This window comes from Streptococcus sp. 17.1, from assembly GCF_016648655.1.
Lineage (GTDB): Bacteria > Bacillota > Bacilli > Lactobacillales > Streptococcaceae > Streptococcus > Streptococcus salivarius_E.
On sequence record NZ_JACLQM010000002.1, the window covers coordinates 62,283 to 76,478 of the forward strand.

The 14,196-nt window shown below is 40.3% G+C and carries 16 protein-coding genes; 13 read left to right on the forward strand and 3 right to left on the reverse strand.

What is annotated here, in order from left to right; translation table 11 throughout:
• Positions 1-50 precede the first annotated feature (50 nt).
• From pbp2a to H7T99_RS02045, 5 genes are all read left to right on the forward strand, one after another.
• On the forward strand, positions 51-2,378 hold the full coding sequence (gene pbp2a, locus H7T99_RS02025; protein ID WP_037600184.1) for a penicillin-binding protein PBP2A: 2,328 nt from the start codon (positions 51-53) through the stop codon (positions 2,376-2,378).
• Between the two features lie 48 nt (positions 2,379-2,426).
• A complete protein-coding gene (rpmG, locus tag H7T99_RS02030; protein ID WP_002886472.1) occupies positions 2,427-2,579 on the forward strand; it encodes a 50S ribosomal protein L33 in 153 nt (50 codons plus the stop codon).
• 8 nt (positions 2,580-2,587) lie between these two features.
• Positions 2,588-2,764 (forward strand): preprotein translocase subunit SecE, encoded by a 177-nt coding sequence (secE, locus tag H7T99_RS02035; RefSeq protein WP_002883656.1) that lies wholly within the window; start codon positions 2,588-2,590, stop codon positions 2,762-2,764.
• A gap of 200 nt (positions 2,765-2,964) precedes the next feature.
• Positions 2,965-3,504 (forward strand): transcription termination/antitermination protein NusG, encoded by a 540-nt coding sequence (gene nusG, locus H7T99_RS02040; RefSeq protein WP_002883644.1) that lies wholly within the window; start codon positions 2,965-2,967, stop codon positions 3,502-3,504.
• A 125-nt stretch (positions 3,505-3,629) separates the two neighbouring features.
• Positions 3,630-4,118, forward strand: coding sequence for a phosphatase PAP2 family protein (locus tag H7T99_RS02045; RefSeq protein ID WP_037600187.1), 489 nt, complete (start codon positions 3,630-3,632; stop codon positions 4,116-4,118).
• Positions 4,119-4,249: 131 nt separating this feature from the next.
• Here H7T99_RS02045 and H7T99_RS02050 read toward each other — a convergent pair whose 3' ends face one another.
• Both H7T99_RS02050 and H7T99_RS02055 read right to left on the reverse strand, forming a co-directional pair.
• Positions 4,250-5,059, reverse strand: a complete 810-nt coding sequence (locus tag H7T99_RS02050) for a Cof-type HAD-IIB family hydrolase (protein WP_037600188.1) — start codon at positions 5,057-5,059, stop codon at positions 4,250-4,252.
• Complete coding sequence (locus H7T99_RS02055; RefSeq protein ID WP_037600190.1) at positions 5,052-5,819, reverse strand: DeoR/GlpR family DNA-binding transcription regulator; 768 nt, start codon at positions 5,817-5,819, stop codon at positions 5,052-5,054. Before H7T99_RS02055 ends, H7T99_RS02050 begins: the two co-directional genes overlap by 8 nt.
• A 193-nt stretch (positions 5,820-6,012) precedes the next feature.
• Here H7T99_RS02055 and leuS point away from each other — a divergent pair, with 193 nt between their 5' ends.
• The 4 genes from leuS to H7T99_RS02075 all read left to right on the forward strand — a co-directional run bounded on the left by leuS (position 6,013) and on the right by H7T99_RS02075 (position 11,080).
• Positions 6,013-8,514, forward strand: coding sequence for a leucine--tRNA ligase (leuS, locus tag H7T99_RS02060; RefSeq protein WP_037600191.1), 2,502 nt, complete (start codon positions 6,013-6,015; stop codon positions 8,512-8,514).
• Positions 8,515-8,779: 265 nt separating this feature from the next.
• Entirely contained in the window at positions 8,780-9,235 is a 456-nt protein-coding gene (locus H7T99_RS02065) for a MarR family winged helix-turn-helix transcriptional regulator (RefSeq protein ID WP_037600192.1), read from the forward strand.
• A 57-nt stretch (positions 9,236-9,292) separates the two neighbouring features.
• Positions 9,293-10,525, forward strand: coding sequence for an acyl-CoA thioesterase/bile acid-CoA:amino acid N-acyltransferase family protein (locus H7T99_RS02070; RefSeq protein WP_037600197.1), 1,233 nt, complete (start codon positions 9,293-9,295; stop codon positions 10,523-10,525).
• 141 nt (positions 10,526-10,666) lie between these two features.
• Complete coding sequence (locus H7T99_RS02075; RefSeq protein ID WP_003095191.1) at positions 10,667-11,080, forward strand: YjdF family protein; 414 nt, start codon at positions 10,667-10,669, stop codon at positions 11,078-11,080.
• Positions 11,081-11,179: 99 nt separating this feature from the next.
• Here the strand turns inward: H7T99_RS02075 and H7T99_RS02080 are convergent, their stop codons facing one another.
• Positions 11,180-11,485 carry a YciI family protein gene (locus H7T99_RS02080; RefSeq protein ID WP_037600199.1) on the reverse strand — a complete coding sequence of 102 codons (306 nt, stop codon included), beginning with the start codon at positions 11,483-11,485 and terminating at the stop codon, positions 11,180-11,182.
• Between the two features lie 87 nt (positions 11,486-11,572).
• On the opposite strand from H7T99_RS02080, the gene H7T99_RS02085 reads away from it, so the two are divergent.
• The 4 genes from H7T99_RS02085 (at position 11,573) to H7T99_RS02100 (ending at position 14,196) form a co-directional block, all read left to right on the forward strand.
• Positions 11,573-11,890 carry a winged helix-turn-helix transcriptional regulator gene (locus H7T99_RS02085; protein ID WP_051677006.1) on the forward strand — a complete coding sequence of 106 codons (318 nt, stop codon included), beginning with the start codon at positions 11,573-11,575 and terminating at the stop codon, positions 11,888-11,890.
• Positions 11,891-12,013: 123 nt separating this feature from the next.
• Complete coding sequence (locus H7T99_RS02090) at positions 12,014-12,880, forward strand: ABC transporter ATP-binding protein (protein ID WP_037600202.1); 867 nt, start codon at positions 12,014-12,016, stop codon at positions 12,878-12,880.
• Positions 12,880-13,722, forward strand: a complete 843-nt coding sequence (locus H7T99_RS02095; RefSeq protein WP_037600205.1) for an ABC transporter permease — start codon at positions 12,880-12,882, stop codon at positions 13,720-13,722. The genes H7T99_RS02090 and H7T99_RS02095 overlap by 1 nt, the downstream gene beginning before the upstream one ends.
• A gap of 18 nt (positions 13,723-13,740) precedes the next feature.
• On the forward strand, positions 13,741-14,196 hold the full coding sequence (locus H7T99_RS02100; protein WP_002883621.1) for a LytTR family DNA-binding domain-containing protein: 456 nt from the start codon (positions 13,741-13,743) through the stop codon (positions 14,194-14,196).

Below are 14,196 nucleotides of genomic sequence, written 5' to 3' on the forward strand. Positions count from 1 at the left end.
TGAACGTTTAAAAGAGGACAGAATCTGTAAAAACTTGGTATAATAGGGTTATGACATTTTTTGATAATCTAAAAAACAAACTTTTTAAAGAAGAAAATAGCGGAAAGGGTAAGGATTCCCAGCCTGCTGAAAAATCGAAGAATTTACAAAATAAGATAAAGGGACTCTTCGCTAAGAAACCTGATGAGGTTGAACAAGCCGTTGAAGACCTAGATATGTCTCAGGAAAGTCAAGAGACGTCACGTTATCAACGTTCTAAGCAAAAGAAACCTATTGATACGACCAAACCTTTAGGTAAGGTTCAGGCGTTCTTGAGCAAGTTTACACTTTCGCCAAGAAATCCTATTCGCCGTTTCTGGCGTCGTTATCATATTGGTAAAATTCTCTTTATCATGGTAGCAGTGCTGGTTCTGACAGTAGGTTCCTACCTTTTCTATATTGCCAAGACGACCAATGTTTCAGATCTTCAAGATGCCTTGAAAGCAACTACGGTTATCTATGACAAAGAAGGCAATCAAGCTGGTTCTTTGTCAGGGCAAAAAGGGACTTATGTGGAGCTGGATGCCATTAGTGATAGCCTAGAGAACGCTGTTATAGCAACCGAGGACCGTACCTTCTATGAAAATAGCGGTGTTAACGTCAAGCGATTCCTCTTGGCCATTGTATCTATGGGACACTTTGGTGGTGGTTCGACCATTACCCAGCAGTTGGCTAAAAATGCCTTCTTGACCCAAGAACAGACTGTCACTCGTAAGGCCAAGGAATTCTTCCTCTCTTTGGAATTAACCAAGAAATATAGCAAGCAAGAAATCCTTACCATGTACCTCAATAATGCCTACTTCGGCAATGGGGTTTGGGGTGTTGAAGATGCTAGCCAAAAATACTTCGGGACAAGTGCTGCCAATCTAACCGTTGATGAAGCAGCGACCCTCGCGGGTATGCTTAAGGGACCTGAAATTTACAACCCAATCGATAATATCAAAAATGCGACCAACCGTCGAAACACTGTCCTCGCAAATATGGTTGATGACAAGAAGTTGAGTCAGGCAGATGCCGACAGTGCGGCTGGAGTTGATATGGCTAGTCGTCTGGATGATACCTATCAAGGGACTGGCGATGACTACAAGTATCCGTCTTACTTTGATGCCGTCATTGAAGAAGCTACGAAAACTTATGGCTTGAGTGAGGATGAAATCGTTAAAAATGGCTACAAGATCTACACAGAGATGGATGCCAACTCACAAGCTAACATGCAGCAAACCTACGAAAATACTTATCTCTTCCCTACATCAGAAAGTGATGGTAGTACAGCTCAGTCAGCTAGTGTGGCACTTGATCCAACAACTGGAGCTGTCCGCGGTCTGGTAGGTCGTGTAGGTGGTACCAGTGATACAACCTTCCGTAACTTTAACTATGCAACTCAAGGGAAGCGTAGTCCTGGTTCAACTATCAAACCTTTAGTGGTCTATGCCCCAGCTCTGGCTTCAGGATGGAGCATCAATAAGGACCTTCCGAATAAACCAATCGACTATAATGGCTATACTCCAACCAACTACGGTGGTGTTGAGACAGAGGATGTGCCCATGTATCAAGCTTTGGCCAACTCCTACAATATCCCAGCAGTTTACCTCTTTAATCAAATCGGTATTCAAAAAGGGATCAGTTACGGTCAAAAATTCGGTCTCAACTTTGACAATGTTCCAGAAGAACTGGGAATTTCACTTGGTGGTGGTGTGACAGCTAGTCCTCTTCAAATGGCTCAGGCATATGCGACCTTTGCTAATGGTGGTGAGATGAACACAGCTTATTTCATCACTAAAATTGAAAATGCCAGTGGTGACATTATTGCTACCCATAGTAAGAAGTCTAAACGTGTTATTAGCCAGTCAGTAGCTAACCAGATGACCAGCATGATGCTTGGTACCTTCTCAAATGGTTCTGCTGTGAATGCCAACTACACAGGTTACACGATGGCAGGTAAGACAGGTACTGTTCAGGCTGAATTTAACAAGGATTTGACTAGTGACCAGTGGGTGATTGGTTATACTCCTGATGTGGTTATGACGACTTGGATTGGTTTTGATAAGACTGATGAGAGTCACTACCTAACAGGAGCTAGCTCGGGAACAGCTTCGACAATCTTCAGCTACATCGCTGCGGATGTTTTGCCAAATACACCAGGAACTGAGTTTACCGTTGAAAATGCCTATGCAGCTGATGGTCAAACACTAGACTATACGGCAGATCCAAATGACTCGCGCAATAGCAGTAACAAGTCATGGACAGACAAGGCATCAGACGTTGTGAATGACGTTAAAGATCAAGCAAGCAGTCTTTGGGATAAGATTACAGACTCCTTCTCAGGTCTATTCAGATAGCTTGTCAATTGCATTTAAAAGTGGTAAGATAAAAAGAACGGAGGCGTTATGGCACAGAAAAAAGCAAGCCTAGCGTGTGCTGAATGTGGGAGCCGAAACTACTCAATTAATGTGAGTAGCACTCCCAAACCAACACGACTAGAAGTTAACAAATTTTGTAAACATTGTAAAAAATACACCTTGCATAAGGAAACAAGATAGGAGACACCGTGAGACAAACTGGAAGTATTTTCAAAGTCTTGAAAGACACGACTTGGCCAGACCGTAAACAACGCTGGCACGATTTTATTTCAGTTCTTGAGTATACTGCGTTCTTCACTGTCATCATCTATGCGTTTGATGAATTGTTGAGTCGCGCTATGTCAGCACTGATTAACTTTTTCTAAAGAAAACACAAAAAGAGTGGGAATGCCTGCTCTTTTTTGTTATAATAAATGCAGATAAAAGCGAGAACGAGGGCCACCAGGCTTTTTTATTACGCTTTGAATTAAACCATAGACATTCATTGACATTTAACACTCGAAGCTAGAGGATAGCTAGCCGAAGGTGTTTAAGTGTCATTTAGAAAAAAGAAAGGAATCCTAAAATGCTAGATTCATTCGACAAGGGCTGGTTCGTCCTTCAAACCTATTCAGGATACGAAAACAAAGTTAAAGAAAACCTTTTGCAACGTGCTCAAACTTATAACATGCTTGAAAATATCTTGCGTGTTGAAATCCCAACTCAAACGGTCAATGTTGAGAAAAACGGTAAAGTTAAAGAAGTGGAAGAAAACCGCTTCCCTGGTTACGTTCTTGTTGAGATGGTAATGACAGACGAAGCCTGGTTCGTTGTCCGTAATACTCCGAACGTTACTGGTTTCGTTGGTTCTCACGGTAACCGTTCTAAACCAACACCACTTTTGGAAGAAGAAATCCGTCAAATCTTGATTTCAATGGGTCAAACCGTTGATGTCTTTGATACTAATATCAAGGTTGGTGACGTGGTTCAAATCATCGATGGTGCCTTTATGGGTCAAGAAGGCCGTGTTGTAGAAATTGAAAACAACAAGGTTAAAATCATGATTAATATGTTTGGTTCAGAAACAGCTGCTGAACTTGAACTTTACCAAATCGCTGAACTTTAAGATAGACAAAAAGAGGTTGGCTAAGAGACTTCAACCTTGGAAGACTATCTCATTAAACTTGAGGGGAGAGGCTAGAAGCTAGATTTTTGAAATTTAGTTATGTGTCACTCCCTTTTTTCTAACGGATGATGAATTATAAACGATTTTATGATAGGATTAGTACTCCTTTACGTTCTTACGCTAAGGTTTTAGAAGGCTTGAACAAAATTATAACTAGGACTTTTTACCTGCTTTTTCCTATATTTCTTATTTGGGTTTTGCTAAGGGGTGGGTGGTTTATTCTCTCTACGACAGTGCTTATTATGGGGGGAGGCTTTTTCCTTCTTTCTCTTGGTCGTAGTCTCTATAATCGACCGCGTCCATACCAGACTTGGGCTATCCAACCCCTTATTAAGAAGGACAGTCTAGGCAAGTCCTTTCCCAGCCGGCATGTTTTCTCAGCGACTGTTATTGCTATGTTGGCGCTGACGCTTAACCCCTGGCTAGGTGGGGTTATGCTTTTTCTGGCGGGTGCTCTAGCTCTTTTGCGCGTGCTAGGTGGTGTTCACTATCCTAGTGATGTTTTGGCAGGCTACGTCATTGGAATCCTTGTGGGTCTTCTTCTTTACCTATAGAAAATCTAGTCCTTCTTTGAAAGAGGAGGGCTTTTTTCGTTGAAAAAGGAAAGGCACCTCTAGGGCACCTTTTCTTTTGTTCTAAAATTCGAGTTGGCAATTAAAGGCTGTTCCCACCATTAGATATTGGCTTAGTTTAGGACATGTTCTGTAATAGCTTGAGCCACACCATGTTCATCATTTGAAGTCGTTACTAAGTTTGCAGTTTCCTTAACCCCTTCAGGTGCATTGCCCATAGCAATTCCCAGGCCAGCTAGGGCCAGCATAGGACTGTCGTTGAAGTTATCTCCGATTGTCATGACTTCTTCAAGAGGAAGGTCGTAATATTTGGCAACCTCGATGAGAGCGTGTTCCTTAGAAACATGTTTGGCTGTGACTTCAAGATAGTTATCTTTGGATAAGTAGAATGCTGTCTGTGTAAAATCCATGCTTAGGAGTTTTTGATGGAGGTCCTGAATAACTTCAGGCTCATCAATCAACAAAAGCTTGTGGATAGGAGGCTCTGAATCTGAGACCGTGTCTTGCAGCTCCTTAATAATAGGAGATTCACCCGTGATACTTCCTTCCAACTGAGACCATTTGTCTAGTTTGTTGGTAATCCAGTCCTTGCCAGAGTAGATATTCACAGAGACACTTGGATAATCTGTGGATAAGTAGCTAAGAAGTTCTTGAATTTCAGCTTTATCCACAGGGTGTTGGATGATAGTACGGTCACCCTCAAGTACTAAGGCGCCGTTGTAGCAGGCGATGGGATTGTCATGAAGTCCCAGTTTATGAGCGATTGGTTGCATCCCTAGTGGAGAACGGGCAGATGCTAAAACAAAGGGAATATTTGCCTTTTCAAGCTCTGGCATTACCTCAATCAGTTGTTCATCTACCTGGTGGTTACTAGTGAGAATAGTGCCATCAATGTCACTGATAATCAAACGGATATTATTCATAATCGCTATCCTTTCCATCATATAAAATCGTTACTCTGTCTTTAAGGGCTTCGACCAAATCAGAATCAGGTTCCTTATCTGTAATCCAGTAGTCAAAGCCTTCAATCTTGCCCAAGATATATTTGGAATGTTTTTCATACTTGTCTGATTCAGCAATAAGAACCTTGGTTCGGGCAGCCTGCATGGCCAGTTGCTTAACAGCAACATCCTCCTCGTCCTCATAACTGACCACTCCTTGATTGAGACTAGCCGCTCCAAAGAAGGCTAAGTCAAATTGTAGATGTTGCAAGAGCTGGGCTTCGTGAAGCGAATAGTAGAAGCGGTTTTTACTGTAAAATCTTCCTCCCAAGAGATGAAAGTCAACGCCTTCTTTGCCACTTAGGACCAATGCGTTGTCCAAAGAGTGGGAGTAGATAGTGACCTTCTTAGTCAATTTTTGTGAGACTTCAAGCATCAAGGTAGAGACATCGAAAAAGAGTAGAGATTGGTCTTTGACCAAGCTAAGCGCTAGGTCTGCCATTTTTTTCTTGTCTTCAGTGAGTCCTTTCTGACGTTCCTGGAAGCCAAGAACAGTGGTATTTTTTACTGGAAGAATGCCACCATGGGTACGCTGAGCCAAATTCCTCTGGCTGAGGCAGTCGAAATCTCTTCTGACAGTATCTTTGGAAACTTCTAATTCATCAACCATTTCCTTGACAGATAGTTTTCCTCTCTCCTCCAAAAGTGTTAATATTTTCTCTAATCGTTGCTCCTGATACATGAGTCACCTTCTTTCTGATACTAGTATAGCATCTTTTTGCTTTTTCACAATACAAAAGCGCAAAAAAACTTAAAAAGAATGAAAAGAACGCAAAACAGACTCAAGTGAATTTGCCTTTTAAAGTTCCCTTATCATCTTTAAAAATCCCTCAAAAATGCTATAATAGAAGCATTACGAATATTGGAGAGAAACCATGAGTTTTTACAATCATAAAGAAATCGAGCCTAAGTGGCAAAAATACTGGGCTGACAATCACACTTTTAAGACAGGAACAGACGCCTCAAAACCTAAGTTTTATGCGCTTGACATGTTCCCTTACCCATCTGGAGCGGGTCTTCACGTAGGACACCCAGAAGGATACACAGCGACTGATATCCTCAGCCGTTTCAAACGTGCACAAGGCTACAACGTCCTTCACCCAATGGGATGGGATGCCTTTGGTTTGCCTGCAGAGCAATATGCTATGGATACAGGGAATGACCCAGCGGAATTCACAGCGGAAAATATTGCCAACTTCAAACGCCAAATCAATGCGCTTGGATTCTCTTACGACTGGGATCGCGAAGTCAACACAACAGATCCAAACTACTACAAATGGACGCAATGGATTTTCACTAAGCTTTACGAAAAAGGCTTGGCTTATGAAGCTGAAGTGCCAGTAAACTGGGTTGAAGAATTGGGAACAGCCATCGCCAACGAAGAAGTCCTTCCTGATGGAACGTCTGAGCGTGGAGGCTATCCAGTTGTCCGTAAACCAATGCGCCAATGGATGCTTAAAATTACTGCCTATGCTGAGCGTTTGCTCAATGACTTGGATGACCTTGATTGGCCAGAGTCTATCAAGGACATGCAACGCAACTGGATTGGTAAATCAACGGGTGCCAATGTCACCTTCAAAGTGAAAGGAACAGACAAGGAATTTACCGTCTTTACGACACGTCCTGATACCCTCTTTGGTGCGACCTTCACTGTTTTGGCTCCTGAGCATGAACTAGTAGATGCCATCACAACACCTGAACAAGCTGAGGCTGTAGCTGACTACAAACACCAAGCCAGCCTTAAATCAGACTTGGCTCGTACAGACCTTGCTAAGGAAAAAACAGGGGTTTGGACTGGTGCTTATGCCGTCAACCCTGTCAATGGTAAAGAAATTCCAATCTGGATTGCGGACTATGTTCTTGCCAGCTACGGAACAGGTGCTGTTATGGCCGTACCTGCCCACGATGAGCGTGACTGGGAATTTGCAAAACAGTTTGACCTTCCAATCGTAGAAGTGTTGGAAGGTGGAAACGTTGAAGAGGCTGCTTACACAGAAGATGGCCTTCACGTCAACTCTGACTTCTTGAACGGTCTCAACAAAGAAGAAGCGATTGCTAAAATCGTGGCTTGGTTGGAAGAAAAAGGCTTTGGTCAAGAAAAAATCACTTACCGTCTTCGTGACTGGCTCTTTAGCCGTCAACGTTACTGGGGTGAACCAATCCCAATTATTCATTGGGAAGATGGTACTTCAACAGCTGTTCCAGAAAGTGAACTCCCACTTGTCTTGCCAGTAACCAAGGACATTCGCCCTTCAGGTACTGGTGAAAGCCCATTGGCTAACTTGACAGACTGGCTTGAAGTGACTCGTGAGGATGGTGTCAAAGGTCGTCGTGAGACTAATACTATGCCACAATGGGCAGGTTCAAGCTGGTACTACCTCCGCTATATCGATCCACACAATACAGAGAAATTGGCTGATGAGGACCTCCTCAAACAATGGTTGCCAGTAGATATCTACGTAGGTGGTGCAGAACACGCCGTGCTTCACTTGCTTTACGCTCGTTTCTGGCATAAATTCCTCTATGACCTTGGTGTTGTACCGACTAAAGAGCCATTCCAAAAACTCTTCAACCAAGGAATGATCTTGGGAACTAGCTACCGTGACCACCGTGGAGCTCTTGTGGCAACGGACAAGGTTGAAAAACGTGATGGTTCCTTCTTCCATGTGGAAACAGGGGAAGAGTTGGAGCAAGCACCAGCCAAAATGTCTAAATCCCTCAAGAACGTTGTCAACCCAGACGATGTGGTGGAACAATACGGTGCTGATACCCTTCGTGTCTATGAAATGTTCATGGGACCACTTGATGCTTCAATCGCTTGGTCTGAAGAAGGTCTAGAAGGAAGCCGTAAATTCCTCGACCGTGTTTACCGTTTGATTACAAGCAAGGAAATTGTTTCAGAAAACAATGGCGCTCTCGACAAGGTTTATAATGAAACGGTCAAAGCTGTTACTGAGCAAATTGAGTCTATGAAATTCAACACAGCCATTGCCCAACTCATGGTCTTTGTCAATGCTGCCAACAAGGAAGATAAACTCTATGTGGATTACGCCAAAGGCTTTATCCAATTGATTGCCCCATTTGCGCCTCACTTGGCAGAAGAACTCTGGCAAACAGTCGCAGAAACAGGTGAGTCTATCTCTTATGTAGCTTGGCCAACATGGGACGAAAGCAAATTGGTTGAAGACGAAATCGAAATCGTTGTTCAAATCAAAGGTAAAGTCCGTGCCAAATTGATGGTCGCTAAAGATCTTTCACGCGAAGAGTTGCAAGAAGTAGCTCTTGCTAACGAAAAAGTCAAAGCAGAGATCGATGGCAAGGAAATTGTGAAGGTGATTAGTGTACCTAATAAACTCGTTAATATTGTCGTTAAATAACGAGTTTATTAGCCTTATCTGCTACCTTCAACAGTCCACTGGACTATTGAAGCCGAACAAACTTGTTAACATCGTTGTGAAATAATCGATTTATTTGTTCATGCTCAACCTCAAACAGTTTCCCAAACTGTTTGAGCCTAATAAACTTGTTAACATTGTTGTGAAATAAAAGTGAATCCTTCAGAGCTAAGCTCTGGAGGATTTTTTACTTTTCTTGACAAGAAAACGATATTTTGTTAATATCATTAACAAAAAGAAGGAAACTATGAATAAGAAAGAACTGCATAAGTTTAATAATCGTTTTAACAGCTTTGCCTTAGCCTTTGAACGGTTGAAAAAGAATCAGCATAGAAATAGTATTGATAAATCAATCACTATTAATGAAGTCCATTTGATTGACCTGATAGGTCGGAATCAGCCTGTGAATCTAGTAAAATTATCTGAGTTACTTGAAGTATCAAGGAGTGCCGTTACTCAGAGTGTTAGACGTTTAACCAAGAAAGACCTCGTTTCTTTTGAATTTGCACCGGATAATGAAAAAAGTAAATATCTGATATTATCCAAAAAAGGGGTTGACGTTTTTAACGTCCATAAAGAGCAGCAAGAACATATTGAAAAAGCCATTTTTTCAGTTTTAAGAAACTATAGTGATGAGGATCTTCAAATGGTTATGAAACTGATGGATGATGTTGAACAGGTATGGCGAGAGTTACCGTGGTAAAAGTCACGGTAATTTTAAAACCATATTGTTAATTGTGTTAACAAAAAAGAGGAAGATATGAATGTACAAATGGAATTTATCTCAGAGTCTGAGTTGGCAGACGAATCTTTTAGTATTGTCATCGATGGCTTAAAACCAAGGGAAACATATCGAGTCGAAATGTTTCTATCCGATTATTATTGTATCAATGCTCCCATGCTTTTAGCTCATGATGGTTTATGGAAATCAACAGCGACTTTTGTATCAGATAAGAATGGTATTATTGATATGTCACAAACTCCATCTTGTTCTGGCTCTTATGAAGGCATTTCAACAATGGGACTATTTTCTAATGCAAAGCCCTTGACCAATAAGAAAAAGAAACTTCCAAACTCTCTTTCTGAAATTCCCTTATTAGATCATTTTTTTGTGGATATCAAAATTATGCAAGGAAATACTGTCATTGCAGAGAGAACTTTCACAAGACATTACATGAGTTCGCAAATTAGTCATAAAGATATTTACGGGAAATATTTTCAAGGGAGACTCTTCTATGATAAAAAGGCAATAAAAACACCAGCATTGATTATTGTGAGCGGTAGTGAAGGACGGATTGAAAAGGCACAGAATATAGCTCAGCTTTTATCTTCTAGAGGTTATATTTGCCTAGCAATTGCCTACTTTGGTTTAGAGGGGTTACCAAAACATTTGGAACGTATTCCTTTAGAGTGCCTTGTGGAAGCGAAGGATTATCTACGTCAGCATCCTCAAGTAGATAGTGAAAAAATTGGAATCTATGGACGGTCTAAGGGAGCAGAATTCGTTTTAGCTGAGGAGAGCCTTTTTAATAACGTTCAATGTTTGGTACTAAATTCACCCTCTGATGTGGTGTATGAAGGGATAGAAGGGAAATGGAACTCTCATACTTCTTCTTGGACGCATTTGCAAAAAGAACTTCCCTATCAAAAGTTTCGACTTAGAGATTATCTGTTCAGCAAACTTTTTAGAAAACCTATCCCTAAAGATTGCTCTACTAGGATAGACATTAGTCAATTACATTCGCCAATTTTATTGCTCGGAAGTACTGTTGATGAAATATGGGATGCCTCGTCAGCAATTGATGATATTGTCTCACATTATAAAGGACACAACATTATATTTAAAAAATATCATGAAACAGGTCACATGTTGACAGTGGCTTATCAACCAAATCACCGTTATCGAAAAGATTGGCGTTTATTGATGAAAGAGAGTAAGGACTCTTGGCTGGCTACGATTCATTTTTTTGATAGGCATTTGAAGAAGCAATAAAAATAGCTTATAAATATGCTATAATAGTCCCAACTAAGATAAAAACACAGTTCTGGTTGGTAGTCCAGACGTAGGCAAGCCTATCAGTAACCCTCCTCCTTGGTTGTCCATTCTTAGGGATAGATTTAAGGAGGTGCTGTCGTGGAAACAATTTCAATTGGATTGACAGTTTATTTTGAAGATGGATTTTGGCATGGTTTGTTCGAACAAGTGTATCTAGAAACTTATCAAGTTTGTCGTGTGACATTTGGTCAGGAGCCAAAAGATGATGAAATTCTAGAGATCTTACAGACTCAGTTTACTCAATTATCTTTTAGTCCAGAAGCTATAGTTAAGCAACATGTAAAAGTCAAGAATCCTAAACGATTACAGCGAATGGTGAAGAAACAAGTAAATCAGAAAGTTTCTTCCAAGTCGAAAGAACTATTGCAGTTGCAGTATGAGGAAAGGAAAAAGATTTCAAAACATCAATCTAGTGTCCAAAAGCAATTGCTCAAACAAGAGAAATTTGAACGCAAACAGCAAAAACGAAGAGAGAAGCACAAAGGTCACTAGTGACTTTCTCTTTCATAAAATAGAACAGCTCTTTTCGTATAAAAAGAGCTGTTTTTACTTGTGTTGAAAATTCCTTTTGTATATAGATTCCTAATAAACCTACTTGTCGTCAAAAGATTTACTGACGATAGTTTCAAATTCTGGACAATATTTACTTGCCTCAAATTCAATAATCTCATATTGAGCAATCTCATTTTGATAGAATGGATCGTGTGTAATGATTTCTTGAACGGCTTCTTTATTTTTAGCTCTCATGAGAATGATACCGCCAGTTCTTGGATTTTTTCTTCCAGATGCGATAAAATGACCTTTTGTATAATACTGATTTAAAAAATCTATGTGTTTTTCTAAGAATTTTTCAACTGTATCAAGGGGCTTAATATAGGTAAGATTTACAATAAACATAAGTGACTCCTTTAAAATGAATGATAAATAGATTATAATACTCTACAAATAAATTGAATAGTAGGCACATTTTTGTAAGGAGAAAAAATGTTAACAAATAAAAAATGGAATTGCAGTATGTCTCGGGTATTAGATGTGGTTGGTGGGAAATGGAGAATGAATATATTATGGGTTATAAATAAGCATAAGAAAGTTCGTTTCAATCAATTGAGAAGAGAAGTTGAAGGGATTACAACTATCAGTTTGACACGTGGACTAGATGTTTTAATAGAGAAGCAATTGGTTGAAAAATATGATTATGAGTCTATGCCACTTCATACAGAATATGAGCTGACAGAAAAAGGGAAATCATTGATGCCGATTTTAAAGGACTTGAATCAATGGGGTAAAGAATGGCTGCAATAAATTTGTCCTCATTTTTATCTCTTCCATCTCACCACTTGGACTCTCATTTTGACCACTTATCCCCAAAAGCCGTTTTTATAACGGCTTTTTTGCTAGACTGGTTCTATCAAAAGGAGAGAGAACATGATTTTACAAGCTAAAAACATAAGCAAACGTTACGGAAATCATCTGGCGGTTGATCATATTCACCTACAGTTTGAAAAGGGGACGTTTAATGCGATTCTAGGACCAAATGGGGCGGGGAAATCGACGACAATTTCCATGTTGATTGGTTTGCAACAGCCAACGCAAGGCGAAATTATCTATGAACCAGGTACTAAAATTGGTGTGGTCTTCCAAACCAGTGTTTTAGATGAGATGCTGACAGTTAGGGAAAATCTGATTATTCGTGCTAAACAGTATAAAGGTCTTAAACCTAATCGTGTGTCAGATCTCATTGATCGATTAGGTCTATCAGCTTTCCAAAAACAAAAATACGGGACGCTTTCAGGTGGCCAAAAGCGTCGGGTTGACATTGCGCGTGCACTTCTCTCACAACCAGATATATTATTCTTGGATGAGCCAACAACGGGTTTGGATATCCAAACTCGTAAGTCTATTTGGGATTTGCTCTATCAATTGCAGAGGGAAGAGGGGATGACCGTTGTACTGACCACGCATTATCTTGATGAAGCAGATGAAGCTGATCAGATTTATATTGTGGACCATGGGAAAGTGATTGCTCAAGGATCGGCATTAGATATTAAGAGCCAGTATGCAAAAAATATCTTGAAGATTCGCTTCAAGGAGAGACAGCAGATAGAAAGTCTCAAAGCTTCGGGAATGTCAGTAGAGCAACAAGGTCAATTGGAGTATATTTTTCAACCCGAGAGTGAAAGGGAAGCCATTGATTACCTGGTACAAGTTAGAGATAAATTAGCCCATTTTGAGTTTCGTCCAGGGACCATGGATGATGCCTTTATTGCACTTACAGGAAGGGAGGTTCGCTAATGCTAGCCTTACTAAAGCGAAATTTTTTATTGTATTTTAGGAATCGTTCAGGTGTTTTCTTCTCCTTGTTGGGAGCCTTGATTTCCTTTATTCTCTATATTATTTTTCTTCAAAAAAATCTAACAGATGCCTGGGCTCAGCTTCCCAATAGTGCTCCTGTGTTAAATAATTGGTTAATGAGTGGGACGCTGGCTGTGACAGGGATTACGACAAGTCTGGCTGCCCTGACTCAGCTAGTAAAGGATCGTGAACATCAAGTAGATCAGGATCTTTATTTATCGGATCAAGGGAAGTGGCGGTTACCATTTTCGTATCTAACGAGCGCAATCATCATCTCTTTTTTCATGCAAGTCCTAATGTATGTACTGATGTGTGGCTATTTTAGAGAAGTTCCAACCCTTTCTCTATTACCTGAGGTGCTCCTCATCATGCTGCTTAGTAGCCTGCTTTCTAGCTTAGTGAATGCTATTTTTGTTTATTTTTTCCAATCAGTAGACAGTTTGGGGAAGTTTGCGACCATAGTGGGTACAGCTTCTGGTTTTTTGGTAGGGACTTATGTACCTTTGGGCGTTCTACCTAATTTTGCTCAACTACTAATGAAATGTACCCCAGCAACTTATATTGCTGCACTTTATCGGCAAGTCCTCATGAATGAAACATTAAGTGAGACCTTTAAAGGTCAAGATGATCTTCGTCAAGAGTTCCAAGAGAAAATGGGTGTTCAACTCAAGTGGCAAGAGTTGTTGACAAAGGAAAATACTTACTTTATAGTGTTAGGAGGTATTCTTCTAGTAGGCATTCTTTGGGCTGTTTTAGTGAAAAAGTCTAGTAAGAAAAAATAAGTGAGAGTTGGAATAGGAATGAAACTTCGTTTTGAAGAAAAGTCAGATATTTCGACAAAGGACCCCTGTGTGGTCATTCAAGCAGAGCAATTATCTGATCAAGCACGAGAGGTAATGGATTACCTCGAACAATTTTCAGTTGTAAATCAAGTGGTGATTCCTATTAAAACGGATGATCATTTGGTTATGGTAAAAATTGATGACATTATCCTAGCTGAGATTGATAAGAATGTGTTAACGATTTATACAATAGACAAAACCTATACGATGAAAGAGACACTGACAAACTTTCAGCATCGCATCAATCGTCGAAGTTTTTTACAGATATCACGTCATGCTGTTATGAATATAGACCATTTGGAATCCCTATCGGATAGTTTTTCTGGCAATATGATGGCCAAAATGACAGGTGGAGTGAAGTCTAGTGTCAGCCGAAAATATGTCAAATCCTTGATGGATTATTTAGGGGTCTAG

Bases quoted from the DNA above. Each gene is read 5' to 3' on its own strand.
- H7T99_RS02065 (WP_037600192.1), top strand. From the start codon at position 8,780: ATGAATAAGAAAGAACTGCATAAGTTTAATAATCGTTTTAACAGCTTT.
- leuS (WP_037600191.1), top strand. From the start codon at position 6,013: ATGAGTTTTTACAATCATAAAGAAATCGAGCCTAAGTGGCAAAAATAC.
- rpmG (WP_002886472.1), top strand. From the start codon at position 2,427: ATGGCACAGAAAAAAGCAAGCCTAGCGTGTGCTGAATGTGGGAGCCGA.
- H7T99_RS02080 (WP_037600199.1), bottom strand. From the start codon at position 11,485: ATGTTTATTGTAAATCTTACCTATATTAAGCCCCTTGATACAGTTGAA.
- H7T99_RS02085 (WP_051677006.1), top strand. From the start codon at position 11,573: ATGTTAACAAATAAAAAATGGAATTGCAGTATGTCTCGGGTATTAGAT.
- H7T99_RS02055 (WP_037600190.1), bottom strand. From the start codon at position 5,819: ATGTATCAGGAGCAACGATTAGAGAAAATATTAACACTTTTGGAGGAG.
- H7T99_RS02070 (WP_037600197.1), top strand. From the start codon at position 9,293: ATGAATGTACAAATGGAATTTATCTCAGAGTCTGAGTTGGCAGACGAA.
- H7T99_RS02045 (WP_037600187.1), top strand. From the start codon at position 3,630: ATGATGAATTATAAACGATTTTATGATAGGATTAGTACTCCTTTACGT.
- pbp2a (WP_037600184.1), top strand. From the start codon at position 51: ATGACATTTTTTGATAATCTAAAAAACAAACTTTTTAAAGAAGAAAAT.
- H7T99_RS02090 (WP_037600202.1), top strand. From the start codon at position 12,014: ATGATTTTACAAGCTAAAAACATAAGCAAACGTTACGGAAATCATCTG.
- H7T99_RS02050 (WP_037600188.1), bottom strand. From the start codon at position 5,059: ATGAATAATATCCGTTTGATTATCAGTGACATTGATGGCACTATTCTC.
- H7T99_RS02095 (WP_037600205.1), top strand. From the start codon at position 12,880: ATGCTAGCCTTACTAAAGCGAAATTTTTTATTGTATTTTAGGAATCGT.
- nusG (WP_002883644.1), top strand. From the start codon at position 2,965: ATGCTAGATTCATTCGACAAGGGCTGGTTCGTCCTTCAAACCTATTCA.
- H7T99_RS02100 (WP_002883621.1), top strand. From the start codon at position 13,741: ATGAAACTTCGTTTTGAAGAAAAGTCAGATATTTCGACAAAGGACCCC.